Genomic DNA, 22,109 nt, shown 5'->3' with positions numbered 1-22,109 from the left:
GATGTCCGGCAGGACAGAGGGGGGCGAACCGCTCTACCTACCCCGCCGCGATCAACACCGTACTCTCCGGCGACCAGCGCAGAACGACGTCCTGACCTTCCGCCAGCCTGTCGACACCCGTGTTCTGTACAATCACCTTCAACGTCTGGCCGCCACGCTCGACGAAATAGGTGCTGTTGTTGCCGGCGAAGATGCGCTTGGAAACCTGCCCCTTGAGCATGTTGGCGGTGCCATCCGGTGCTCCGGCATCCGTGGCGATGCGGATGCGTTCGGGGCGCACGGCACAGCTCGCCTTGGCGCCGGCGGCAAGCTTGGCACCCGCGCCGGCGGCAATCGCCGTGCCGTCCGGCAGCCGGATGCCATCGCCCGTCGTATCGCCGCGAAAGATGTTGGCATCGCCGAGGAAGGTGGCGGCGAACTCGCTCTTTGGCCGATCATAAATTTCCTCGGGCGGCCCTTCCTGCACCAGCCTTCCGTCGCGCAATATGCCGATGCGGTCACTCATCGTCAGCGCTTCTTCCTGGTCGTGGGTGACGAAGATGGTGGTGATGCCGATCTCGCGCTGGATGCGCTTGAGCTCAATCTGCATGTCGACGCGCAGCGCCTTGTCGAGCGCGCCCAATGGCTCGTCGAGCAGCAGCACGCGCGGCTTGGTGACGATGGCGCGGGCGAGAGCCACACGCTGGCGCTGGCCGCCGGAGAGCTGATGCGGCCGGCGGCCACCGAGCTTGCCAAGCTGCACCAGATCGAGAGCGCGCTGCACCTCGGTAGCGATGATCGCCCTGGCCTCGCCGCGCACCGACAGGCCGAAGGCGACATTGTCGGCGACGCTCATATTGGGAAACAGCGCATAGTTCTGGAACACCATGCCGATACGACGCTTCTCGACGGGCACCCGCTCGACGCTCTCGCCGCCGATGGTGATGCGACCCGAGTCAGGAAAATCGAAACCGGCGATCTGCCGCAGCAACGTGGTCTTGCCGCTGCCCGACGGCCCGAGCAGCGCGTAGAAGCCGCCATCGGCGAAGTCGATGGAGACGTTGTCCAGCGCCTTGTGCGCGCCAAAGCTGCGCGAGACATCGGATACCTGCACGCCGGCCATTATTTCTCTCCGCCGAATTTGAAGAACCGCGCCGTCAGCAGCATCAGCGCCATCGACACGACAATGATGATGGTCGAGACCGCGTTGATCTCGGGCGTGAAACCCTTGCGGATCGCGGCGTAGATTTCGACCGGCAGCGTCGTCTGGCCCGGCGTCGCCAGGAAATAGGACACCACGAACTGGTCGAACGAAACGGCAAACGCGAACAGCCCGCCGGCGATGACGCCGGGCATGATCCAGGGCAGCGTGATGCGGCGCGTCACCTGCCACTGGTTGGCGCCTAGTGAGCGCGCCGCCTCTTCCAGCTCCGGCGCGAAGGTCTGCAGCCGGGCCGAGACGACGACGATGACATAGGGCAGCGCCAATGCGACATGGCCGAGCAGGATCGCATGCAGGCCACGGCCGATACCGACGCCGAAGAAGAAAATCAGCATTGCCGTGCCGGTGATCAGCCACGGTATGGCGATCGGCGGAAACAAAAGCGCCTGCAGGAACTTCTTGCCACGAAATTCGTAGCGATAGAGCGCCAGCGACGCCGCCGAGCCGAGCACGACGCAGATGATCGTGGTGATGACCGCGATCTCGACGCTGTTCCAGGTCGCTGCGATCAGTTGGTCGTTCTGCCACAGCGAAGCATACCATTCAGTCGTCCATTCGAACGGCAATTGGTAGAAGGGAGAAACGTTGAACGACATCAGCGCCATGATGATGATCGGCAGATAAAGAAAGGCAAGCAGCAGCCAGATGTAGAGGCGGCCGAGTCCTTCGAGGATGCGGGTCGTCGTCATCACGCGGCCCTCCGCAGCACTGGCGACGCCACCGCCAGGATGACCAGCACTACCGCCAGCAGGATGAAGGAGAGTGCGGCACCGAGCGGCCAGTTGAACACGGCGACGAACTGGTCCTCGATGACCGTTCCGTAGAAGGTGCCGGTGCGGCCGCCCAGGATGCGCGGTTCCATGAACGAGCCGACGGCCGGCACGAAGATCAGCGCCGCACCCGCGACCAATCCGGGCATCGACAGCGGGATGATCACCCGCTTCAGCACCTGCAACCGCGATGCGCCAAGCGAGCGCCCGGCCTCGATCAGCGAGTCGTCGATGGCCTGTAGCGTGAGATAACAGGTCAGCACCATGTAAGGCACATAGGAATGCACCAGCCCGATGATGACGGCCGGATAGGAATACATGAGGTCGATGTTGATCTTGAACGGCAGCACGGCATTAAGCGCGGTGTCGAGGATGCCGCCTTCGCGCAAAACCATCGCCCAGGAAAAGATGCGCACCAACCCATTCGACCAGAACGGCAGGATGACGAGCAGGAAGATCGCCTCGCGGCTGCGCCCCTTCAGCACCTTGGCCAGCACGTAGGCGGCGGGATAGCCGATGACGATGCACCATAGCGTCACTTCGAGGCCAAGGCGCAGCGAGGCCAGCAGCAGCGTCAGATAGAGGCTCTGCGAGAAGAAGGCGGCATAGTTGCCAAGCGTGAACGCCCACGGCTTTCCCGACAGCGGCAGCTCGGTCATGAACGAGAAGAAGACCATGGCGGATAGCGGCAGGAAGATCGCCACCGTCAGCCAGAGATAGGCCGGCGCCAGCAGCGGCAATGCCGATCTCAGCCCGCTTCGCGACGCTGTCGCAGCTGCCATGGTACCCTCCTCCCAGGATTGGAAGAACCAGCCGACGCGAACCGCCGGCTGGCCTGGCTGTGATCTTACTTCACGTCGACCTTAAGCTGCTGCCAGAGCGCCAGATAGGCTTCGCGCTGGGCATCGGTGATCGGCGCCTGGAACTGGATGCGCTTGGCCACTTCGGGATCACCCATGACCTTGCGGTTGAAGGCATCCTCGGGCAGCGCTTCCACCGCCTTGGTGTTGGCGGAGACGGGAGCACCGACCTTGGTGACCCATTCGACGTAGAATTTCGGGTCGATCATGTAGTTGATGAAGGCCTCGGCGCCGGCGACGTTCTTGGCGCCGACCGGAATGGAAAACGCGTCGAGCCAGGCGACGGCGCCTTCCTGCGGCACCACCAGCGAGACCGGCAGCTTGAAATGCGTCTTGGCGCGATCGGCCGAGCCGCTCCAATAGGTGCCGATGTCGATCTGGTTGGAGGCGACCATCTGGTTCCAGTCGTTTTCCGAGCTCCAGAAGGTCTTGATCTGCGGCATCAGCGAGGTCAGCTTCGTCTTGACCGCATCCATATCCTTGATGTCGTTGATGTTCTGGCCAGTGGCGATGGCGCCGAACTGCACCGCTTCGACGGCATCGTCGCGAATGACGACGCGGCCCTTGTGGGCGGCATCCCACATTTCGGCGATGCTCGTCGGTGGCTTGTCGAAGGACTTTTCGTTGATGGCGAGTGCGGTTAGACCCCATACCCACGGCACGCCATAGACCTTGCCGTCGTGGACGAGCATTGGCGATCCCGCCTTGTCCTTGCTGATGTCGGCGTAGTTCGGCAGCTTGGAAACGTCGATCGGCTGGATCAGTTTCCCGGCCATCGCCTGGTCGTTGAAGGCGGCGTTGATCATGACCACGTCATAGAGGCCGGGATTGGTCCGGATCTTGGTCAGCATTTCCTGTTCGGAATTGAAGAAATCGTTGACGACCTTGTTGCCGGTCGCTTTTTCGAAAGCCTCGACGGCCCACGGTTCGTCGGCGCCGTAACCCTTCCAGTTGAGTACATGCACTTCGTCGGCCTTGGCGGCGAACGCGAGTGCGGAGGTAAAGACGGCGGTCGCCGTCAGCAGAGCAGTCAAATCAGGCATGCGCATGGTTGGTTCCTCTCTGTGGGTTTGCCCGGTTCCCGGGCTTGTCAGGCTTTTCCAGCTGTTATGCATTGGCCTTCTGTGTCCCGCCTGCTCCCGATGGGTCGGCGGCATGGCTCAGGAATGTCTGGATTTCGCGATTCGTCGGCGCCGACGAGCCGCCATGGCGGGTGACCGAAACAGCAGCAGCAGCATTGGCATAGCGCGCTGCCTCGAAGGGCGAGATTCCGTGCGCCAGCGCGCTGACGAAAGCGCCGATATGGGTGTCGCCGGCGCCATTGGTGTCGACGGCGTTGACCTTGAAGCCGGCAATGGTCTGCGCTGAGCCATCGGCCAACCGTACGTGGCAACCCTTTGCTCCGGAGCGGATGATCACGCCAGCAGCCTGCGGGCAATGGTCGCCCAGAAGTCGTGCAGCGACAGCCTCGACATTGTCCGAACCGGCGATCTCAGCCGCCTCCCTCGTGTTGCAGCTCAGCCATGTGGTGCGGGCAAGCACCCGCGACAGGAAGGAGCGTGGAATGTCCGAGATGACCGGCGTCGGATCGAACACGAAGGGAATATTCGCCGGCAGCGCCTCGATCCAGTCGGTGAGCGCATCGCGGCTCTTGGGGTAGCTCAGCGTATAGCCGGAGGTGAACACCCAATCGCCCGGTGCCACCGCGACGGGCGCCATCATTTCGAGGCTGAGTATGCTCTCCGCACCTGGCCATGACACGAAGGTGCGTTCGGCGTCGCTGGAGATCATGGCGACGCAATTGCCGCTGTCCATCAAGGGCGATGGCGGCGTCAGTGTCGCGATGTTCTCGGCCATGAAGGCGGTGCGCAGGAAGTCGCCATTCGGCCCACTGCCGAGCTGGCCGCCGAACACCACCTGCATGCCGGTGCGGCTGGCCGCCACCATCATGTTGAAGCCACCGCCGGCGACCTGGGCAAAGCTCGACGCCGTCTTTTCCATGCCGGGCGCCGGCAAAGCGTCGATGCGGTAGACATAATCGACCACGGCACTGCCGATATGGACGAGACGGCCGCTCACGCCGCCGCGTCCTTGCTGGAACCGGCTTTCGCCGCCCTTGCCGCGACAAGGTCGGCGGCGAGCGCGCCAACCTCTGACAAGTCGATGCCGACAAGCCGGAGGATGTGCTCTTGCGGCAATCGGGAAAAGCCGGTGCAGGCGCCGGCCATGCCGGCAGCGATGGCGCCGATCGTATCGGTGTCGCCGCCGAGATTGGCGCTGATGATGGCTGCTTGCCAGGGGTCGCCACGGGCGACTTCCAGCACGGCGAAAGCCGCCGGAACGGATTCCTGGCTGGCGACGCCGGTGCCGACCAGATCGGTGATCAGCCGGAGCGCATCCCGCATCGCCTTGCCACGCACGATGTCCTGCGCCCAGACGATACGCGCGGCGATGTCGCCGCCGGTGACCCAATGTCCGAGCGTCGCCCCTCGCCTCGCCGCCGCGACCGCGCTGGCCGAAGCATCGCGCCAACCGCCGCCGGCGACGCCGCGGCTGACGGCGGCTGCGACGGCTGCGGCCGAGGCTATGGCGATCGAGGTGTTGTGCGTCGCCCGGCAAGTCTCCGCCACCTTGCCGACGAACGTCTCCAACGGTTCAAGCGGCATCATGATGCCGACAGGCGCGATACGCATGGCCGCGCCATTGGTGTCGCCGCTGCGTCCCGCTTCCTCGGCCGGTACGCCATTGTTGATGGCATTGATGGCACGCTTGGTCGACGGCCCCAAAAGATCATAGCTGCCGCGCGCCTTGACCTCGCGCTCCCAGTCGAGCAGCGCATTGACCCAGCGCGCGTGGTCGAAACGGTCGCCGGATTCGACCAGGATGCGGCCGAGCAGCAGCGCCTGTTCGGTATCGTCGGTGATGGTTCCAGCGGCCAGGCCCTTCGACACCGGATGATCGGCGAAAGGCTCGATGAAATCCTTTACATGGCCGTAGAGTTCGGCAATGCGAGCCGGCGACAAAAGCTGCGTCGGCATGCCGAGCGCGTCTCCCAGCGCTCCGCCGACAAGCGCGCCCATGGCGCGATCGATGGTCTTGCTGGTTGCATCCGACATCGCTCAGAACCTCATATGCAGCGCAAAATGTGCCGGATTGAGCAGGCTGGTGACATACTCGATCGGCCGATCGTCAGCCGCACGCGTCAGCCGGCGCCCGCGCAGGAAGGGCGTGCCTTGTGGGCAACCGAGGATGGCCGCATCCTCGGCATTGAGCATCTCGATCTCGACCCATTCCTCGCCATGGTCGGGAATGAGGCCGGCGGCGCGCAGCGTCTGGTGCAGCGAGCCCTCGCGCAGTCCGCGCAACGGTACGTCCTCAAGCTCGGAGGACAATGGCAGCCGGCTGCGCTCGATGGAGATCGCATGGCCGTCGCTGGCGTTGGTGCGCACCCGGTCAACGGCAATGAAGAACGGGCTTTCGATAGCAAGCAGCGCAGCCAGATCGGGGTCTTCGATGACCTCCAGCCGCAGCGTCCGCGTCTCGGCATTGGCGCCGGCATCGGCCAGCGCGCGCGACCAGCCGATGGAGTCATCGACCGGCTTGCCGTCGAAGGTGACGAACGAGCCGATACCAACCCTGGTCGTGATCAGCCCCCGGCTGGACAATTCCTCGAGGCCCTTGCGGACCGTATTGCGACTGACGGAGAAGCGCTGGACAAGTTCATTCTCGCTTTGCAGGCGGTCGCCGAAGCCGAGAACACCGGAGCGGATTTCATGTTCGAGAACGGTGGCGATCTGCTCGGGTTTGCCCGTGCCGGGAGACAGCTGAACCGCGCGCCGCTTCATATAGTACCTGTTCAGTGAACCTGTATAATCCTGTTCAATATAGAGACCGGGATGCTATGTCAACGGGTACTGAAGACTGCCCAAAAGGCAGCGAATATGCGGAATACCGTGCAAGGCGCGCCGAGAGGCAGGTCAATATGGCCCCCGAAAAGCCGGTCGGCGATCGCCAAAAAAGAGGCATACATCAAGGGGATGGAGCCAGACCCTGATTCAATTTCACCGGAGCAGGCTACGGGATCGACACCTCACGCGGTTCGACGAGGATGTCCGCCTCGATCGCCGCGTTGATGAACGCCGCCCTTGCCGCCGAGACTTCTTTCTTTCCCTCGAGCACGGCCAGACAGACCTTGCGGGCAACCATATGCTTTTGCCCGGTCGCAACCGGCCAGCGGTTCAGCAGGATGTCTGCAGCCTGAGCGACCCGCTCCACGTTGAAGATCGAGTTTCGCGATCGGCCGAGCGCAATCCTGACCGGCTCATCGAAACGCTGATCTTGCACGATGCCACTCCCCAAAGTCGGCATTCATCGATTCGCGGCCTTCAACCCCGAGCAATGTGATAGGTTCCGCGCCAAAGGTGCAAGATGTCCGATTCCAGTGGCCAGAAAAATCCCAGGCTGATCGTCGTGGTCGCCTTCGATCGCGGTGAGGATGGCGAGCTGTTCCCAGCCTTTGGACCCGCCGACCAGCAAAGCGAAGACCGCGCTATACGCACCGCCAAGGCTCTGGCGGCAAAGCATGCCGGCGTCATCGCCTGGAGCCGTGAGGCCGATCCGACGCTAGGCGAATACGGCCCGCCGAACACGCTCTTCGTCAGCGGCGACGTACCTGACATGGAGTAATCTGGCGTCAGGATCTGGCCTGCGCTCAACGCCGCAGCCAGAACGGAGACTTCTCAGAAAACACCCGCCTTTCCTTGAAGCTTGATGCAAGCCGGTTCCCTCGCCCATCAAGCAAAAGCCCGCCACGGTGAACCGGAGCGGGCCTTGGAGGAGGATAAGGGGTGGGACCCTCTCCTCTTGTTTCCACGGGGGGGGTGTGGACCGCAATGACCATACGAAAGTTTTGCAGAGTGCAGGATCACAAGCCGGCTTGCCTGCATCACAATCCGGTGCGCGCCGACATTGGGGGCGCTCACGAGATTGCGATCTGTCGACGACAACCGGGCGGGCCTGGCTAGATGCGCCCGAGCACGACAAGCACGATGACGATGAGCAGCACGAGCCCGAGGCCGCCGCCGCCATAGTAGCCGGCGCCATAAAAAGGACCTCCGCCGAGGCCGCTGAAGCCGCCAAGCAGGGCAAGGATAAGAATGATGATCAGTATGGTTCCAAGGCTCATGGCTTTCAGCTCCCGTTAGCGCTGACGCATTGGGTCGAACATCGCGGCCGCGATGTTCGAGGACGAGAACGTTCCCAAGGCTCTACCGTTCCGTGCGATCGTGGCAACGGAAACGGCCATCCAACGTGATGGAAGCCAGAACTTTGATACCGGCACGCCAATGAACGCGGAAAGCCCACCAGTGTGGCGGGCCTTCCGACCGGCCGGAGGCCAGGAACATGCGGCCGGGCCTCAGGGCCGGTTCGGCACCTCCAGTCCCGGCACCTCCAGCATCAGCGGCGCGCGATCAGGAGGCAGAGTTGCCGGAGGTCGCGGTCGTAAGCGCCTTCGCTGCCGAGCACGTCGACGCAGCGCTTCTTCATTCGCGCCACGTTGCTATCCGACATCTGGGCCACGACACCCGGCAGGCTCGGCCTGCTGGGGTTTGACGGATTGGACGGATTGGACGGATTGCTCGGGTTCGACGGATTGGACGGATTGATGCCGCCCCCAATACCCACGCCGAGACCGACGCCGACGCCGCTCGTCCCGCCCACATTGGCGCCGAGGCCGGCAGCAATGCCGCCAGATCCTCCAACATTGGCGCCCGCGCCGGCATTGATGCCATTGCTGCCGCCGACCGAAGCGCCGAGACCAGCATTGACACCGCTCGAGCCGCCGACATTGGCACCGGCCCCGGCCTTTACACCACCGCTGCCGCCCACCGAGGCGCCCACGCCGGCGCTGATGCCGCCACTGCCGCCAACGGAAGCCCCGACGCCGGCATTGACGCCGCCGCTACCACCCACCGAGGCACCAACGCCAAGGCCGATTCCCGCAGCATTGGCGGGCAGGGAAAGGGCTAAGATTACCGCACTACCCGCCAACATGTTGGCGACTGTCTTGATGGTGTGAGCCATAACACTCTCCTGTTGTCGTTGCGCTAAAGCAATTGGCGAGAGGCCGATTGCAAGATCAACTACGCGAGGTGATGAATTTCAGTTTCAGAGAGAGAATACTCGATCTGAAGCGTGGTATACATCAACAAAATTTCTGAAATAAAATTGTAATAAAGTTGGAATAATTTCTCTTTACACTAACAGTGCGTAAGACCATTGATAATCGGACGTTACTCTGCTCGTCTTACTGCGAGGCCGTACACCGGACAGCGCATGAGCCTCTCGCAAGATCAGCAAGACCGCCACGATGATTGCAAGTGGCCAGAGTCTGTCGGCGGATGCGGGAGCGAGAGAGTGCAAGCGTGAGTGCAGGCCGAACGATTCTGCGCTGGCCCGCTTGTCAGACGATCCCGTAGAACAGCCTGTAGTGGACGCGCTTCATATAGTCCCGGTATTCCGGCGTCGCGGCTAACAGCGCCTCTTCGCGCAGGATGCGATGAACCTGGAAGAAGGTGATCGCGGCGTAGACAGCAAGATTGTAGAAGGAAAAGGCCGACAGCAGGAACAGGACATGACCGGCAAGGTATCCGGCATAGATCGGGTGCCGCACCAGGCGGTAGGCACCGTCGGTCATCACGCCGCGATTGCCCGGCAGAATGGCGAAAGAACGCCCTAGCGATATCTTCCCCCAGATCACGAACCCCAACGCCAGGACTTGCAGCGGCGCGGCGGCATAGATCGGGATGATGGCCACGCCCGGTTCCAGGTCGATGAAGCCGACACCGAAGCTGGCGACCACCGAAACAACCACCGTCAGCGGGTTCCAGTCGCGTACCTGTGGTCGCCGCGACAGAAGCAGCCAGGTAAAGGTCAGGATCTCGGAAATTGCCACCAGCGCCACATTGATGCGGGTCGGGTCGAGCATCAGGTGAGATACGCCGCGGTAGACGAACATGCCCGCGAAGGCCAACGCGCAGATCCGAAAGAAACCTTCGCGCAAATCCACCAGGATTTCGCGCGTTCGGGCTGCGGACAAAATCCTGCCGTCACTGATGTGCGAAAGCGCCTCGCTTTTTGATATGAGCAATGCAAACACCCCAATGATCCCTCAGGGCGACCTTTGCACGCAACCATTGCCGGGCAGTTAATCAACAAGATCAGATCGGCATTAAACTGGCTATCGGGGAGCCAGGGCGCCACTCCCAGACGACCTGCTCCACGCGGTCGCCCAGAAAGACTGGCGACCCATCTCATTTGGTTTTGCCAGACTAGCTCAGATAGTCGTTGCGGAAATAGCTCCCGAAATCCGGGCGTTGAGCAACCAGCTTGCCGTCGGCATCACGCAAAATGCCGGACGCGAAGAGATAGCCGCCGATCGCTCCCATCTTGGCCGGATCCATCGTCCCGATGGCGCCGCTTTGGCTGCGCAGATAATGGCCGTCGATCAGCGCCTTCAGTGAGGCGTGGATCAGCGCCGGATTGGTCAACGCATCCTTGTTGGCCGCGATCAGCAGGGCTGCCGCATCTTCGGGGTGATCGACCGCGAACTGGTAGCCGCGCCGCGTCGCCTGGACAAAGGCGGCCGCAGGCTTGGGGTTTGCCTGGAGATAGGCTTCGCTCGAAGAGATCAGTGTCGTGTGCTCGTCAGGCACGCCGTAATCGGCATAGACGAAGCTGCGTTGTTTGACGCCCTTGAGCTCGGCGTCGACACCCTCCCAGGTCGAGACTTCGAGCGTGAAATCGACCGAACCATTGGCCAGCGCCTCATAGGCTGAGGTGCCGAGCGTCACCGTCTCGAAATTGCCCTTGCCGCCATCATGGCGGATGATGGTCGATATCAGGGCGTTTTCCCAGGCGCTGCCGAAGCCGCCATAGGTCAGGCCGTCGAGGTTTCTCGGGCTTACGATCTCGCTGCGGGCCGCATTGAAGACCACGCGGCCGGTTTCCGATTGCACCACCGCATAGACGCCCTTCAGGTCCGCTCCGGCGGTTCTCTGGGTGAACAGGCTGATGGTGCCGTTGATGCCGAAATCGGCGACGCGATTTGCAACCAGCGTGCCCGCACCGGTATCGCTGTAAGGCAGGATGTCGACCTCGAGCCCGGCCTCGCGATAGAAGCCCTTGTCGCGGGCGACGAACAGTCCGATGTGGTTGGTGTTGACAGTCCAGTCGAGGGCAACGGTGACCTTTTGTGCCGATTGTGCTTGGGCTCGCCCCGATCCGGCAACGAGCGGAAAGCCCGTGGCAAGGGTCAGCAACAAGGCCTGCCGGCGCGTCAAGTCAGTCATGATCGTGTCCTTTGGATGGGGTGGCGTTGAGGATGATGTCGAGAATCTCGGCCTCGAGCGTACTTGCCTGGCGCGCGGCATCGCCGCCAAGGCTGCGCGGGCGCGGCAGCGGCACCTTGATTTCACGCACGATGCGGGCCGGGCGCGCCGACAGCACATAGATGCGGTCGGACAGGAACACGGCTTCGCGCACGTCATGGGTGATCAGGAGCGCCGTCCAGCGATGATGCCGCCACATCTGTTCCAGCCAGCGCTGCATGGCCGTGCGGGTCAGCGCGTCGAGCGCGCCGAACGGCTCGTCGAGCAAAAGCATGTCGCGTTGCTGCACCACCGTGCGCAGCAAGGCCGCGCGCTGGCGCATACCACCGGACAGTTGCGCTGGAAAATGCCGCTCGAAGCCGGCAAGCCCGAATTCGGCAAACAACGGCGCAACGCGCGCCCGCGCCGCCTGTCTCCTCATGCCTTGCACTTCGAGCCCGAGCGTCGCGTTTTCGAGGATGCGCCGCCACGGCATCAGCGCGTCACGCTGCGGCATGAAGGCGAAATGCCTGCCGTGGTCGTCGAGCGGCGCGCCGTCGAACAACATCTCGCCCTCGCCATGCTCGGCGCCGGTCAGGAGCTGGAAGAGTGTCGATTTGCCGGCGCCCGAGGGTCCAAGGATCGAGACGAATTCACCAGCGCCGACGCTAAGCGAAATATCGGCCAGCACGTCGAGCCCACCGAACGCCTTGCGCACATGCCGCAGCTCGAGCCGGTTCATCGCCGCGGCCTCTTCCCTGCGGTCTCCTGTCCGGCCCGCTCCCAGGGCATCGCAAGGCGCTGCAGCAGTACAGTCAACCCGAACAGGACAAGGGTCAGGGCAGCGCTGACACCGACGGCGGCCAGCACCAGATCGGGGCGGAAATTGTTCTTGGCGTTGAGCATGTAGATGCCCAGCCCCTTCGCGGCCCCCGCATATTCGGCGAAGATCGCGCCGACCACGGCGTAGGTGATGGAGATCCTCAAGCCAGCGAAGAAATAGGGCAGCGCCGAAGGCAGCCGTGCCAGCACGAAGATGCGCCAGCGCCCTGCCCCCATGGCGCGCAGCATTTGCCCGATCTCGGCCTCGGTCGACTCATAACCCTCGACCAATGCAACCAGCATCGGAAAGAAGGTAACCAGCGCCACCAGCATGATCTTGGGCGCCAGCCCGAAGCCGAACCAGAGCACCACCAGCGGCGCGATCGCCACCAGCGGCAAGGTCTGGCTGACGATTAAGACAGGAAACAGCGCACGCCGCAGCGGCTGGAAGAAGTCGACCAGCATCGACAGCACGAAGGCAGCGCTGAGCGAACAGGCAAAGCCGAGCAGCGTGGCGCCGATGGTCGGAATGGCGTTGTCGGCCAGCGCCTGGCGATTGAGCAGCGCTTGTTCGAAAACGCGCGACGGCGCCGGCAGTGTCGTCGGCCTGATGCCGGCATAGGTGGCATAAAGCTCCCACGCCAGCAGGAGCAAACCGACCGAGATCATGGCCGGCATTGCCTTGACAAGAAGGCTCGCGATCGGGCGCGAAGCGACTGATGATGTGGCCACGGGAGACAACCTTTGACGGCAGCGCGAAAGCGCGGCTGGTTCAGACAGCCGACGGGCTGTTGGCCGAGACCGTGACGTCGAGGGTTACGTGGCCGGCGCCTGGTCCGAAGCGGCAGAAGGCCTCGTCCAGCGCCGAAAAGATCGCACCGGCATCACCGCGCAGTTTCGTGCAGAAATGCTTGGAACGCTCATAGACGCCGGACTGCTTGAGAAAATCGATGCAGCCGTAGATCTCGTCCATGTGGTCGTCGGTGCCCATCACATAGAGCGAGAACTGCGCCGCCGCCGGCTGGCCGGTGGCAGCAGCATTGCGCACCGCCGCAATGGCCGCATCCTTGCGCGGGCCGAGTGGCCCGACAGGCCCGCCAAGTGCATCGGAGCGGCAGATCGGGTCATCCGGCTCGCCAGGGCACCCGCGCGAGATGGCGGCCGACAACACGCAATGTTTGCCGCTGCGTGCCGCCGCCACGAAGAGGTCGCGCATGGCGGGAAACAGCACTTCGGGCGGCCCGACCAGCAAGGTCGAGATGTCGTCGGTCTCGATCCTGAGCTTGTCGCGCCAGGGATCGAGCGCACCGAGCGCGCCAAGAATGACACCGACGAATTCGTCGGTCATGGGGTATAGGGAAATCTGTGCGCCTGAAAACATCGCCCGCCTCGCTCCGCTGGTATTACCCAGATCAGCTTCTAGGGTCTGTGGGCTTGCCGCCCCCGTCTCAGCCCCGACCGTACGGAGCACCCCTGTGGATGTGCGCCTTAAAGCATCATTCGAGTTCAAGGGAAAGCCGTTTTTTCAGAGCACTGCGCCAAAAGCATTGCGCCAGTCACGGTGCGCCTGAGCGGAATTTTGTCGGGAACCTTCGCCGCCGCGACCGGTTGTCCCCACAGTCGCAACGCGATCACTTTCGTAGAAAACAAGCGACGACTTCACAGAAATGGAGACAAACCATGTTCATGAAAATCCTCGCAGCTTCGGTTCTCACCATTGGTCTGGCCACGTCAGCCATGGCGCAAAGCGCCGGCAGCAACAACGCAAATGGAAGCGGCAGCGGCAAATCGGTGACGGTTGAGCCGAACACGCCGGCTTCACCGAATACGGTCGAGCCGGACACTGTCGACCCGGGCACGACCAACAGCACGACTGGCACGGTAGGGGACATGAATTCGAACGCGGATCAGAATTGCCCGACCAACCCGCAAGGCGCGCAGACGGACGCCGATGGTAACGCGACGGCGCCAACGGTAAACGATAATAATTGTGGCAAGTAACCGCACACGGATGAAGCCGCTGGGCATCGCCCAGCGGCTTCATCCGTTTCTCTGGTCCGCAGCACTCGTTTTACCGAACAGCCGGATTTGTGGAGCGGGTTTTCCGGCGGGCGGGCGCAAAAACAGGTGTTTTGAATTGAGCAGCCGTTTGAGCACTCTACCGTAGGTAAAATACAGGACCCGACCGTTGGCGAGATCGAATTCCACTGTTCCCCACCGCCTGACCGGAGCCTTTCCTGTGCAAGGCCCCAGCCTTCTGATCTGGAATCCCAGTCTGACTTTGCGCGTTCCGATTTCAAGATAGATGCCTGGCAGAAGGCCGAGCACATGCCATAGCCGTACAACATGCTCGACCGCCATGGCCGGCGAGATTATCAGGTGGCTGGGCTGAAGCCGTGCCCAGACGAAGTCGCCTTTCGGCTGCGGCATTCCTGACAACAGCCCCCGGCAGTAGGCCGGCACCGCCTCGCTCACCAGGATCCGCATAGCGGTTGCCGTGCTGTCGGCCAAGGCTTCTCTCGAGGTCCAGTCAGCTTCGGAAAACGGCACCTGCCCGAGAATGTCACCCTCGTCAAAACCGGCGGACATCTTGTGGAGCGTGACGCCGCCATGAGCCGCACACCGGCCGTCCACGGCCAAGCGCTGGGTCGGATGTGGCCCTCGATAGTCGGGGAGCAGCGCCGGGTGGAGGTTGACCCCGCCTTTGGAAAAATGGCCAAGAACCTCTTGAGGGATCAAGACAGGCAAAGTGTAGCAGACCAGCACATCGGCGCGGAGGTCAGACAATTGGCGACCAAGCGCATTCCAATCGTAAGGGCGGCCAAATTCGATCAACTTGACAGGCGTGTTACCGACAAACCGCCTGAGCAGTAGCTTGCGTTGAAGCCTTCGTCGGAAATTGCCGATGCTGAAACCGGTGGGACGACGCCGGAACCCGGGCACGATGATCGCGCCAATTGCATTTCCAGCCTCTAGCCAGCCGGCGAGCAGAGGCCCCGTATGGTTAGAGATATCGAGGACAAAAACGGCTGTGATCGGCTCCGAGTGATCGGTCGATGCGATCGGCCTCATCTTCGGCGGCTCAAACGGGCCGACAGATCAGGGCGAGCTTGTCAGGTCGGCTGAGTGGAAGGCGATGCCAAGGCAGTGACAACCGAAAGACGCTCGCGTTTTACAAACACTGGCTTTTCGCAGATTTTCTTCACGGCCCGTCTCCCGAAATCAGCTCTTCCTGCGCAATTGGACTGCGATACGGCAGGCTGTCAACCACCTGACCGTGTTTGCCTACCGCATCCGCATTCGTCGTTGACGAAGGCGTTCGAAGAGCGCTCGGATATTGTGAAAGCTCAATGGCCGACGCGACACGGTGCGCTGACTGAAAGGGGTTTGGATGCGATGACCTGCTCGACGACACCGTCGAGCAGCAATGCAGGGCAAATCGCAGTTGCGAATCTACGAAACCGCCGTCTCGCGAACCGGCAGCTTCCAGCCTGGCCTGACGAAGTGGCAGGTGTATCCGTTGGGATATTTCTCCAGATAGTCCTGATGCTCGGGCTCGGCTTCCCAGAACGGACCAACGGGTGCGACTTCGGTGATGACCTTGCCCGGCCACAGGCCCGAGGCATCGACATCGGCGATGGTGTCCTCGGCGACGCGCTTCTGTTCGTCGCTGGTGTAATAGATCGCCGAGCGATAACTCGTCCCGACATCGTTGCCCTGGCGGTTGCGGGTCGTCGGATCGTGGATCTGGAAAAAGCGTTCCAGCAGCGTGCGATAGCTTATGATGGCCGGATCGAAATTGATCTCGATGGCTTCGGCGTGGGTGCCGTGGTTGCGGTAGGTGGCGTTGGGCACGTCGCCGCCGCTGTAGCCGACACGGGTGGAGATGACGCCGGGATAGCGCCGTATCAAATCCTGCATGCCCCAGAAACAGCCGCCGGCAAGGACTGCACGTTCGGTCGAAGTCGCCATGTCACGTCTCCTCAAAAGCAATTCCAGGAAAAGTGTGTAGCGGTTTTCCGTCTGGAATTGCGTGAAAGCAAGTGGTCTCGCCATAAATGGGCATTGTCACCTGCTTCGTCCAGCGGACGCGGTGGATCTACCTCAATTGCTCGGTTGGGTGAGGCTGTCGATCAAACCCGGTAGCTTCATGCCAGGCGGAATGGCGGCAAAGCTGATCGCCACCGGTGGTGCCCTGAGCGACCAGTCGAAAAGAACGGTCTTGACCGGGATGTTTCCCAGCCACGCCAGCAGCCGAGGTGGCACGCCGCTCCCGGGCCAGACCAGGAGCATGCCGTGATCGCGCAGCCGCTGGCTGGTGATCCAGGGGGCGAGCCGCATGTCGAGGTCTGTGAAGATCGACGGCTTGTCATAGGCGTTGAGGCCCGCCAGCAACGCGATGCGGGTATCGCCGCCGACGATGTCGAGCCGACCGGGCACCGCCGCGTGCCAGACCGCCTCGGCTTCGTCCGAAATCTGCCGCGCTGGCCAGCAGACGGCATCCATGCGCCCGCGCAAATTGCAACTCGTCCAGCGGATGCCCGCATAGGCACCGGACATGCCGAGGATGCAGGCGAACGCGCAGATCGCCAGCCGTCGCAGTTCGACGGCGCCAAGCCGATGACCCAGCAAGGCGATCGCCACAACGCCGATCAGATTGTACATCGGCGCGCCCCACGCCTCGCCGGCGCCGGTAAACAGCGAGGCCACCATGACAAGCACCGCCGGACCAAGCCCCATCCACACGAGATAGGCCAGCGCGCCGCGCTCAATGGGCTGTTCCGGCGCGGGCGAACGCCGCAACAGCCCCGATATCGACAGCACCAGCAATAAGCCGCAGAGCCCCGCCATTTGGACACCGATATAGTAAAGGCGGGCGCGGTGGACCAACACCCATTCATCGCGGCCGGCGACATAGGTCAGCGGCAGGAAATCGATGCGGTAGAGCTGGATGGCCAGTGGCGCGGCGACGGCGAGGAAAACCGCGAGCCCAAGCCAGGGCCAGGGCGTGGCGAGCCGATTGCGTGCCCGCGTGTCCGACAACAGCCAGATCGCCCCGAAGAGCAACAGCAGCCCGGTGGAAAACTTGGCATAGAGCCCGACGCCCGACACCAGTCCGAGCGCCAGCCACCAGCCCGGCCCACCGCCACGGCCCGCACGCCACAGCAGCCAGCAGATTGCGGCCCAGAAGGGCATCTGCGCGTAATCATGATTGAACTGCGGTGTCGGCCAGCCGAAGAAATACAATGACGGCATCAAAAGCACGGCGGCCAGCGCGCGGGTTCTCCCGAGCATGTCGCGGGCCAGCAGGTAGACGAAGACGAAGGTCGCCGAGACGACAAGCTGGGCGAGCAGATATTGCGGCCAGCGGAACGATCCGGTCAGAAGATGGCTGATCTCGAGCAGCCAGCCGGGGAGCTGCGGATGCTTGTAGGTCAAAAGCACCCATTCGCGGCCCCACATGAAGCTCTCGACGACATCGCCGGGCGGGGCGGCATCGACAAGCGCCGGCATCACGGTCCAGCACAGGATCTGCGTCAGGCATAAAAGCGCTAGGCCGGCTTCTGGATAGCGCGTCAGCCCCGGCCAGATCGACGACTGCCACCAGTCGCCTGGAACAGAACTGCCGACCGGCAGCCAACCGTTCATGGTTTCGTCGATTCGCGTCATGCGGTGGATAAATCACACCGGACGGTTTTACGAACAGCCCAGAACTTGAAGCTTACGAAAATGTATACTTGGCCAACCATGGCAAAACCAAGATTGAGGCAGAGTTTCGCGCCACCATGCCGCCTCTCCCGTCATCACATGCCAGCAAGACAACAATGGAACACGCCATCGCGCAGCACCCTGAACATGCCGGGCATGGCGCCTTGGGCGTGATCGCGGCAGGCGTCGCCTACGCCTGACCGGTTGCCGTCCCCAAAAAGCATCCAGGATTTGAAAAATGCGCCACCACCATGCCGTCATTCACTACCGTGCGCTCGATTTCTGGATGGCCCGTGCGGCCGTTCTCGTCATCATCTGCCTGCAGCTTCTGGTCATCAACAATCTCTCATTCGGGCCGCGCTGGGTGGCGCCCGCGCTGGAGGCGGCCCTGCTGCTGCCCTTGTCTGTGGCCACCGCCTGGACGCAGGCCGCCACCCGAAAGGCGGTCGAGGACCACGAGTGGCATGCGATCGGCCAGTTTCGGGTCATGATCCGCAGAACAGCCCTGACCATGACCGCCATCATCAGCATCATCAATTGCGGTTCGCTGGTCCTGCTGGTGCGTGCCTTGCTGGAGGGCCATGCCGGCAGTAGCGGTACGACGCTGCTGATCGACGCGCTCAACATCTGGGTCACCAACGTCATCGTTTTTGCCTTGTGGTTCTGGAGCACCGACCGCGGCGGTCCGCCGACCTGCGGCCTCGTCAAGCTCGCACAGGCCGATTTCCTGTTCGCGCAGATGACGTTGAACGACCGTGAGCTTCGAGATTGGCTGCCCGGCTTCGTCGATTATTTCTTCCTCGCCTTCACCAATGCGACCGCATTTTCGCCGACCGATACCTTGCCACTCTCCCAGCGCGCCAAGCTGCTGATGATGGCCGAGGCCATGATCTCGCTGCTGACCATCGCGCTGGTCGCGGCACGCGCGGTCAACATTCTGGCTTGATCAGGCCAAAACGCAAAAATGGCCCGCCCGGCGAACCGGAACGGGCTATTTTGGGTTGTCTTCGATGGTTCGATGCCGCGGGAAACGTGCCTCGGCAATTCCGCCAAGCAATCGCCGCCGCACCAGCTATTCGTCCCGCGCGCGGCTGACTCTCCGCACCACGAACTCGAACAGGACGTCCGAAATCCACATGGCGCAGACGCCGATCAGGAAGGCGGCCGCCAGCGTGGTGGTGTCGTCGGCGGGATCGGGCATCGGCAGGCCGGCGATCCTGGCGTAGGAAACCGCCGGCAGCGTCAGATAGGCCGCCGCAAGCGCGCCGCAGATCGGCGAGGCCACCATTTCGCGCAGCTTGTAGCGATGCCGCGACAGCGCGCGCAGAACGCCGCCGGCGAGGCCCGCCGCCACGACCGGTCCCTTGATGCCGAGCAGGTCGAAAAGATCGTTCATCATGGCCTCCAGCCGCAAAGCTTCTGGCCCTTTTCGTTGTGAGCCAGGATCGCCGCCACCGACGCGTCGGAAAGGGTCGCCGCCTCCGCCCTTGTCGGCCGGAGGGGATGCCCGGCCGCGCAGAACGACCCGCCTGATGTGGTGCAGCCGGCCAGCAGCAGCGAGAGCGCTATGATTTTGACCATCTGGCCAGCCTCCCCCTGTTGTCGTCCGGCGCCCGGCCGGCGACGGCATCGTCGATCTTCTGGGCTTCGGTGCGCGCCGCGGCGTCGGCGGCATCCTGCCTGGCCTTCTGGCTGGCCTTGCCCTTGGCATAGGCTGTCCAGGCACCGGCAAGCGCGGCGCCCATTGCCAGAAGATACGGCCAGGCCTGGCCAAGCAGCGCGAGGGTGAGTGTTCCCATCTCATGTCTCCTTGGCCGGCGGCGCGACCATGCCGCGCGGCCCGTCACGCACCGCGTTGATGATGATCTTGGCAAGGGCAATGGCGCCGCTGATCTGAAGCGCGGTGCGGTCGCTCACGCCGAGCAGCGTCCAGTCGAAGCCGGCGAGCGCGCCGCCGCAGATGATGGCGATCAGCGTGTTGAGGAGATTGTGCAGCGCATTGGTGTTGAACCATCTCATCGAAACAGGCTCCCGAAAAAATCGGCGACGTGATGCCGGAAAGCCGCGAGCGCTCCGGCCAGGAGAACGAGGATGCCGGCCGCGGCAGCCGCCTTGCCGCCGGGCGCCGGCGGCACGGGCTGGATCGACGACGCCCCATTGGGCGATGTTTCGACCCTGGCCGGCGGCGACGCGGTCACCGGTGCCGCGGGGCGCTGCGCCGACATCAGCAGGGCCTGAACCCGCACCGACCTGACCCGATCCGACCAGCCGCGCCCGAATGTTGCCCATGTCGGCAACCGCTTGAGGAACGCCAGCCGCGCATCGCAAAGCGCATCGATGGTCACACCGGCCGGCTTTGCCTTGGCCGCCGCGACGGTGACCGGTCCGATCCGCCCGTCCTGCGCAACGCCGATGGCCGCCTGCAAATATTTGGCCGCCCGGCCAGGCCCGCTGTTGACGGCGAAATCGAACACAGCGTGGTCGACGCCATCGGGCAATTCGGCGCCGAGCACAGCGTCCCAGTAGAAGCGGCGATAAACGGTGGCGACCTGCGCGTCGCTGATCGCACGCAGATCCGCCTTCGTCGCGTCGGCCTTCACATAGCGGCGGAAGCTGGCAAGCGTCACGCCCTTCATGGTGGCGCCGCCGGGATCAGCCGGATTGTCCGACCACCCGCCTTCCGATTTGAGAACAAGCGCAAGCGCCCGCGCGAAGTTGCGGTCCATGGTGGTTTTCCTTCTTCGGATGATTTGGCTATGGTCGGCGCCGGGGAGCGGGCTGATGGATGATGAGCGACGCAAGGACCTAGTGATACTCGCCGCGCCGTGGGCTAAGCACAACGCTAAGTTTCGTGCGAACGCAGCGGCGAAGGCTGGCGAAATCAGAACCCAAGACGGCGGGCTCTTGCTTCCCTACGACGGCGGGTGGGAAGTCATTCGACCCGGCGACAGCAACGCGGAAACTGGCTGACACAACCCGAGCGCCCGCCGTCCCTGCCGGCTTACGGGACGGGGAACGTCCCATTGCTCTCAGACTGTCTGGTTTGTCTGGTTTGTCTGGTTTGCCTGGAACAGGTACGACCCTCTGAGGCTGCATACCCATGCCGAGCGGCGCAGCCTACATAAGGTTGACGATGGCGCTCGCACTATTTGGCCCTTGGTAGCGAGCCGCGACGGTTCTTCGGTTGGTTGCGAAAATTCCGGCAATTCTTGCGGAACGGCTATAGCCGATGGCCGATGAACCGGCCTGCGAAGAAGGGTTGGCGAGATCGTCTTTACCCGACGCGCCGCAAGAACGGATAGTTCCCGGGATCAAGCATTGATCTCAGCCCCCAGCGAGGCAAAGTTATTCGGGAACACAGGGTCACGACCACCACCGGCAGCAGCAGCATCGGCATCATCGCCACTCGATTGTAATAAGGCAGGCCGCTCGCTGCCATGTAGATCACGGTCATGACAATGCAGTATTTAGCCAAGCGCGCATCCGATTGCTTCTCGGCCTTGTGAAGCAGCAGGACGCTCACGACGCACTGAAACAGTGAGTAGTAGAAGAACAGCGCCTTGTAGCCCACCTGATAAGTCAAGAACGCGTCGGTTGAGTACTGGGTGTAAAGCCCAGTCCATAAGAGGATCGGGGTGACGATCATCCCAGATAGAACAGTGATGTAATCGGTGACATAGCCGACGAACGTCAGGACAACGACCGCGACAAACAGCTTGCCGGACCTCGGCAAGAAGTCGGTGAGGATGTACACGCTCACGAACAATGCGGCGCTGTAATGGCTACCTATAGCGAGCGCCGCGAAGAGGACGGCCCAACGTTTTTGCTGATAATTCACCGCGCGAAAAAAGGTGAGAATGAATATCAGCGAAAACCCTTGCCTTAGCGTGTTTTGCCCGAGCTGTTCAAACCATGGCAGCATGATGAAGGCCACGGTAGCTAGTGCGCCAAGAAGCACATTGTTGCACTGCCGGGAGGCATAGAAGAAATAGGCTGCGATCATCATCATGCTGTTTGCCAGCATACTGTCGGAGAGCGAAAATCCCAGGTTTGCATACAGCCAGTGCATTGCTAGGAACACGCGCTCGTGCGCTACAGATGTCATATAGAGGACAAAGCCAGTTCGCGTCGCATAGGAGAAACCACGCGAATAGCTGACGATGTCGCCATCGGCTGTGTATGCCACGTAATTGGCATAGTCAGTCCTCGAAACCGCAAATAGCATCACTGGCACTAGGCAGGCCAGTGCCGGGAACCAATTCTGGCGAACGGGCCGCATTCGAAGGACTCTCTCGTATAACGATGGCTGCAACCATTGCTCAACTCTTGCAATTTAATCAATGCCCACGGCGGCCGGCTGCCCAAAAACCGGCAACAG

General features: G+C 62.5%; 28 protein-coding genes and 1 riboswitch. Of the genes, 4 read left to right on the top strand and 24 right to left on the bottom strand.

The annotated features are described in order from the left end of the window. Positions 1 to 37 precede the first annotated feature (37 nt). The 8 genes from NP945_RS16060 to NP945_RS16025 all read right to left on the bottom strand — a co-directional run bounded on the left by NP945_RS16060 (position 38) and on the right by NP945_RS16025 (position 7,175). Positions 38 to 1,102, bottom strand: a complete 1,065-nt coding sequence (locus tag NP945_RS16060; protein WP_127317865.1) for an ABC transporter ATP-binding protein — start codon at positions 1,100 to 1,102, stop codon at positions 38 to 40. Next, positions 1,102 to 1,890, bottom strand: a complete 789-nt coding sequence (locus NP945_RS16055) for an ABC transporter permease (RefSeq protein WP_256746899.1) — start codon at positions 1,888 to 1,890, stop codon at positions 1,102 to 1,104. Before NP945_RS16055 ends, NP945_RS16060 begins: the two co-directional genes overlap by 1 nt. Beyond that, positions 1,890 to 2,753: an ABC transporter permease gene (locus NP945_RS16050; RefSeq protein WP_256746898.1), complete on the bottom strand. Its 864-nt coding sequence runs from the start codon at positions 2,751 to 2,753 to the stop codon at positions 1,890 to 1,892. Before NP945_RS16050 ends, NP945_RS16055 begins: the two co-directional genes overlap by 1 nt. A gap of 65 nt (positions 2,754 to 2,818) precedes the next feature. Next, on the bottom strand, positions 2,819 to 3,880 hold the full coding sequence (locus NP945_RS16045; protein WP_127273265.1) for an ABC transporter substrate-binding protein: 1,062 nt from the start codon (positions 3,878 to 3,880) through the stop codon (positions 2,819 to 2,821). 58 nt (positions 3,881 to 3,938) lie between these two features. Beyond that, complete coding sequence (locus NP945_RS16040) at positions 3,939 to 4,910, bottom strand: PfkB family carbohydrate kinase (protein ID WP_256746897.1); 972 nt, start codon at positions 4,908 to 4,910, stop codon at positions 3,939 to 3,941. Further along, positions 4,907 to 5,947, bottom strand: a complete 1,041-nt coding sequence (locus NP945_RS16035; protein ID WP_256746896.1) for an ADP-ribosylglycohydrolase family protein — start codon at positions 5,945 to 5,947, stop codon at positions 4,907 to 4,909. The genes NP945_RS16040 and NP945_RS16035 overlap by 4 nt, the downstream gene beginning before the upstream one ends. A gap of 3 nt (positions 5,948 to 5,950) precedes the next feature. Continuing rightward, positions 5,951 to 6,676, bottom strand: a complete 726-nt coding sequence (locus NP945_RS16030) for a GntR family transcriptional regulator (RefSeq protein ID WP_127268782.1) — start codon at positions 6,674 to 6,676, stop codon at positions 5,951 to 5,953. A gap of 229 nt (positions 6,677 to 6,905) precedes the next feature. Continuing rightward, complete coding sequence (locus NP945_RS16025; RefSeq protein WP_027035091.1) at positions 6,906 to 7,175, bottom strand: DUF982 domain-containing protein; 270 nt, start codon at positions 7,173 to 7,175, stop codon at positions 6,906 to 6,908. An 84-nt stretch (positions 7,176 to 7,259) separates the two neighbouring features. Between NP945_RS16025 and NP945_RS16020 the strand changes: the two genes are divergently transcribed. Beyond that, a complete protein-coding gene (locus NP945_RS16020) occupies positions 7,260 to 7,517 on the top strand; it encodes a hypothetical protein (RefSeq protein WP_127268781.1) in 258 nt (85 codons plus the stop codon). Between the two features lie 334 nt (positions 7,518 to 7,851). On the opposite strand, the gene NP945_RS16015 is transcribed toward NP945_RS16020, so the two are convergent. The 7 genes from NP945_RS16015 to NP945_RS15985 form a co-directional block, all read right to left on the bottom strand. Beyond that, on the bottom strand, positions 7,852 to 8,016 hold the full coding sequence (locus tag NP945_RS16015) for a DUF3309 family protein (protein ID WP_127268780.1): 165 nt from the start codon (positions 8,014 to 8,016) through the stop codon (positions 7,852 to 7,854). 272 nt (positions 8,017 to 8,288) lie between these two features. Next, on the bottom strand, positions 8,289 to 8,915 hold the full coding sequence (locus tag NP945_RS16010) for a hypothetical protein (RefSeq protein WP_256746895.1): 627 nt from the start codon (positions 8,913 to 8,915) through the stop codon (positions 8,289 to 8,291). A gap of 379 nt (positions 8,916 to 9,294) precedes the next feature. Then, a complete protein-coding gene (locus NP945_RS16005) occupies positions 9,295 to 9,990 on the bottom strand; it encodes an isoprenylcysteine carboxylmethyltransferase family protein (RefSeq protein ID WP_127331094.1) in 696 nt (231 codons plus the stop codon). A 172-nt stretch (positions 9,991 to 10,162) separates the two neighbouring features. Next, positions 10,163 to 11,182, bottom strand: coding sequence for an ABC transporter substrate-binding protein (locus NP945_RS16000; RefSeq protein WP_256746894.1), 1,020 nt, complete (start codon positions 11,180 to 11,182; stop codon positions 10,163 to 10,165). Then, positions 11,175 to 11,942, bottom strand: a complete 768-nt coding sequence (locus NP945_RS15995) for an ABC transporter ATP-binding protein (RefSeq protein ID WP_127398783.1) — start codon at positions 11,940 to 11,942, stop codon at positions 11,175 to 11,177. The genes NP945_RS16000 and NP945_RS15995 overlap by 8 nt, the downstream gene beginning before the upstream one ends. After that, complete coding sequence (locus tag NP945_RS15990) at positions 11,939 to 12,691, bottom strand: ABC transporter permease (RefSeq protein ID WP_256747047.1); 753 nt, start codon at positions 12,689 to 12,691, stop codon at positions 11,939 to 11,941. Before NP945_RS15990 ends, NP945_RS15995 begins: the two co-directional genes overlap by 4 nt. A 103-nt stretch (positions 12,692 to 12,794) precedes the next feature. After that, entirely contained in the window at positions 12,795 to 13,403 is a 609-nt protein-coding gene (locus NP945_RS15985; protein WP_127271736.1) for a YkoF family thiamine/hydroxymethylpyrimidine-binding protein, read from the bottom strand. After that, positions 13,394 to 13,507, bottom strand: a riboswitch (TPP riboswitch). It overlaps the preceding gene by 10 nt. Positions 13,508 to 13,702: 195 nt before the next feature. Between NP945_RS15985 and NP945_RS15980 the strand changes: the two genes are divergently transcribed. Next, entirely contained in the window at positions 13,703 to 14,023 is a 321-nt protein-coding gene (locus NP945_RS15980) for a hypothetical protein (protein ID WP_127272385.1), read from the top strand. A gap of 39 nt (positions 14,024 to 14,062) precedes the next feature. Here NP945_RS15980 and NP945_RS15975 read toward each other — a convergent pair whose 3' ends face one another. The 3 genes from NP945_RS15975 to NP945_RS15965 form a co-directional block, all read right to left on the bottom strand. After that, the gene (locus NP945_RS15975; protein ID WP_256746893.1) at positions 14,063 to 15,094 is read right to left on the bottom strand and encodes a formyltransferase family protein; all 1,032 of its coding nucleotides are present in this window, start codon (positions 15,092 to 15,094) and stop codon (positions 14,063 to 14,065) included. A gap of 381 nt (positions 15,095 to 15,475) precedes the next feature. Then, positions 15,476 to 15,994, bottom strand: coding sequence for a peptide-methionine (S)-S-oxide reductase MsrA (gene msrA / locus NP945_RS15970; protein ID WP_127272383.1), 519 nt, complete (start codon positions 15,992 to 15,994; stop codon positions 15,476 to 15,478). Positions 15,995 to 16,126: 132 nt separating this feature from the next. After that, the gene (locus NP945_RS15965; RefSeq protein ID WP_256746892.1) at positions 16,127 to 17,692 is read right to left on the bottom strand and encodes a glycosyltransferase family 39 protein; all 1,566 of its coding nucleotides are present in this window, start codon (positions 17,690 to 17,692) and stop codon (positions 16,127 to 16,129) included. A 68-nt stretch (positions 17,693 to 17,760) separates the two neighbouring features. Here NP945_RS15965 and NP945_RS15960 point away from each other — a divergent pair, with 68 nt between their 5' ends. Further along, a complete protein-coding gene (locus tag NP945_RS15960) occupies positions 17,761 to 17,931 on the top strand; it encodes a hypothetical protein (RefSeq protein ID WP_256746891.1) in 171 nt (56 codons plus the stop codon). A gap of 38 nt (positions 17,932 to 17,969) precedes the next feature. Next, positions 17,970 to 18,677 carry a hypothetical protein gene (locus NP945_RS15955; protein ID WP_127270889.1) on the top strand — a complete coding sequence of 236 codons (708 nt, stop codon included), beginning with the start codon at positions 17,970 to 17,972 and terminating at the stop codon, positions 18,675 to 18,677. A 126-nt stretch (positions 18,678 to 18,803) separates the two neighbouring features. Here the strand turns inward: NP945_RS15955 and NP945_RS15950 are convergent, their stop codons facing one another. The 6 genes from NP945_RS15950 to NP945_RS15925 form a co-directional block, all read right to left on the bottom strand. Continuing rightward, positions 18,804 to 19,127, bottom strand: a complete 324-nt coding sequence (locus NP945_RS15950) for a hypothetical protein (protein WP_127271121.1) — start codon at positions 19,125 to 19,127, stop codon at positions 18,804 to 18,806. Beyond that, on the bottom strand, positions 19,127 to 19,312 hold the full coding sequence (locus tag NP945_RS15945; protein WP_127271123.1) for a hypothetical protein: 186 nt from the start codon (positions 19,310 to 19,312) through the stop codon (positions 19,127 to 19,129). The genes NP945_RS15950 and NP945_RS15945 overlap by 1 nt, the downstream gene beginning before the upstream one ends. Then, positions 19,297 to 19,530, bottom strand: a complete 234-nt coding sequence (locus NP945_RS15940; protein WP_256746890.1) for a hypothetical protein — start codon at positions 19,528 to 19,530, stop codon at positions 19,297 to 19,299. The genes NP945_RS15945 and NP945_RS15940 overlap by 16 nt, the downstream gene beginning before the upstream one ends. Position 19,531: 1 nt before the next feature. After that, the gene (locus NP945_RS15935) at positions 19,532 to 19,750 is read right to left on the bottom strand and encodes a hypothetical protein (RefSeq protein WP_027035106.1); all 219 of its coding nucleotides are present in this window, start codon (positions 19,748 to 19,750) and stop codon (positions 19,532 to 19,534) included. Next, complete coding sequence (locus tag NP945_RS15930) at positions 19,747 to 20,457, bottom strand: glycoside hydrolase family 108 protein (protein ID WP_256746889.1); 711 nt, start codon at positions 20,455 to 20,457, stop codon at positions 19,747 to 19,749. The genes NP945_RS15935 and NP945_RS15930 overlap by 4 nt, the downstream gene beginning before the upstream one ends. Positions 20,458 to 21,005: 548 nt before the next feature. Further along, positions 21,006 to 22,010, bottom strand: a complete 1,005-nt coding sequence (locus NP945_RS15925) for an EpsG family protein (protein WP_256746888.1) — start codon at positions 22,008 to 22,010, stop codon at positions 21,006 to 21,008. Between the last annotated feature and the right edge of the window lie 99 nt (positions 22,011 to 22,109).

The organism is Mesorhizobium sp. LMG17149, from assembly GCF_024518695.1.
GTDB lineage: Bacteria > Pseudomonadota > Alphaproteobacteria > Rhizobiales > Rhizobiaceae > Mesorhizobium.
This window is presented reverse-complemented; position numbering and strand designations above follow the sequence as displayed.

What these genes read in the sequence shown, in the direction of transcription:
- NP945_RS15955 (WP_127270889.1), top strand. Translation starts at nt 17,970, where the DNA reads ATGCGCCACCACCATGCCGTCATTCACTACCGTGCGCTCGATTTCTGG.
- NP945_RS15945 (WP_127271123.1), bottom strand. Translation starts at nt 19,312, where the DNA reads ATGGTCAAAATCATAGCGCTCTCGCTGCTGCTGGCCGGCTGCACCACA.
- NP945_RS16050 (WP_256746898.1), bottom strand. Translation starts at nt 2,753, where the DNA reads ATGGCAGCTGCGACAGCGTCGCGAAGCGGGCTGAGATCGGCATTGCCG.
- NP945_RS15995 (WP_127398783.1), bottom strand. Translation starts at nt 11,942, where the DNA reads ATGAACCGGCTCGAGCTGCGGCATGTGCGCAAGGCGTTCGGTGGGCTC.
- NP945_RS15940 (WP_256746890.1), bottom strand. Translation starts at nt 19,530, where the DNA reads ATGGGAACACTCACCCTCGCGCTGCTTGGCCAGGCCTGGCCGTATCTT.
- NP945_RS15925 (WP_256746888.1), bottom strand. Translation starts at nt 22,010, where the DNA reads ATGCGGCCCGTTCGCCAGAATTGGTTCCCGGCACTGGCCTGCCTAGTG.
- NP945_RS15990 (WP_256747047.1), bottom strand. Translation starts at nt 12,691, where the DNA reads ATGATCTCGGTCGGTTTGCTCCTGCTGGCGTGGGAGCTTTATGCCACC.
- NP945_RS15930 (WP_256746889.1), bottom strand. Translation starts at nt 20,457, where the DNA reads ATGGACCGCAACTTCGCGCGGGCGCTTGCGCTTGTTCTCAAATCGGAA.
- NP945_RS16010 (WP_256746895.1), bottom strand. Translation starts at nt 8,915, where the DNA reads ATGGCTCACACCATCAAGACAGTCGCCAACATGTTGGCGGGTAGTGCG.
- NP945_RS15975 (WP_256746893.1), bottom strand. Translation starts at nt 15,094, where the DNA reads ATGAGGCCGATCGCATCGACCGATCACTCGGAGCCGATCACAGCCGTT.
- NP945_RS16015 (WP_127268780.1), bottom strand. Translation starts at nt 8,016, where the DNA reads ATGAGCCTTGGAACCATACTGATCATCATTCTTATCCTTGCCCTGCTT.
- NP945_RS15965 (WP_256746892.1), bottom strand. Translation starts at nt 17,692, where the DNA reads ATGACGCGAATCGACGAAACCATGAACGGTTGGCTGCCGGTCGGCAGT.
- NP945_RS16045 (WP_127273265.1), bottom strand. Translation starts at nt 3,880, where the DNA reads ATGCGCATGCCTGATTTGACTGCTCTGCTGACGGCGACCGCCGTCTTT.
- NP945_RS15935 (WP_027035106.1), bottom strand. Translation starts at nt 19,750, where the DNA reads ATGAGATGGTTCAACACCAATGCGCTGCACAATCTCCTCAACACGCTG.
- NP945_RS15980 (WP_127272385.1), top strand. Translation starts at nt 13,703, where the DNA reads ATGTTCATGAAAATCCTCGCAGCTTCGGTTCTCACCATTGGTCTGGCC.
- NP945_RS16055 (WP_256746899.1), bottom strand. Translation starts at nt 1,890, where the DNA reads ATGACGACGACCCGCATCCTCGAAGGACTCGGCCGCCTCTACATCTGG.
- NP945_RS16020 (WP_127268781.1), top strand. Translation starts at nt 7,260, where the DNA reads ATGTCCGATTCCAGTGGCCAGAAAAATCCCAGGCTGATCGTCGTGGTC.
- NP945_RS16035 (WP_256746896.1), bottom strand. Translation starts at nt 5,947, where the DNA reads ATGTCGGATGCAACCAGCAAGACCATCGATCGCGCCATGGGCGCGCTT.
- NP945_RS16000 (WP_256746894.1), bottom strand. Translation starts at nt 11,182, where the DNA reads ATGACTGACTTGACGCGCCGGCAGGCCTTGTTGCTGACCCTTGCCACG.
- NP945_RS16060 (WP_127317865.1), bottom strand. Translation starts at nt 1,102, where the DNA reads ATGGCCGGCGTGCAGGTATCCGATGTCTCGCGCAGCTTTGGCGCGCAC.
- NP945_RS15950 (WP_127271121.1), bottom strand. Translation starts at nt 19,127, where the DNA reads ATGAACGATCTTTTCGACCTGCTCGGCATCAAGGGACCGGTCGTGGCG.
- NP945_RS16030 (WP_127268782.1), bottom strand. Translation starts at nt 6,676, where the DNA reads ATGAAGCGGCGCGCGGTTCAGCTGTCTCCCGGCACGGGCAAACCCGAG.
- NP945_RS15985 (WP_127271736.1), bottom strand. Translation starts at nt 13,403, where the DNA reads ATGTTTTCAGGCGCACAGATTTCCCTATACCCCATGACCGACGAATTC.
- msrA (WP_127272383.1), bottom strand. Translation starts at nt 15,994, where the DNA reads ATGGCGACTTCGACCGAACGTGCAGTCCTTGCCGGCGGCTGTTTCTGG.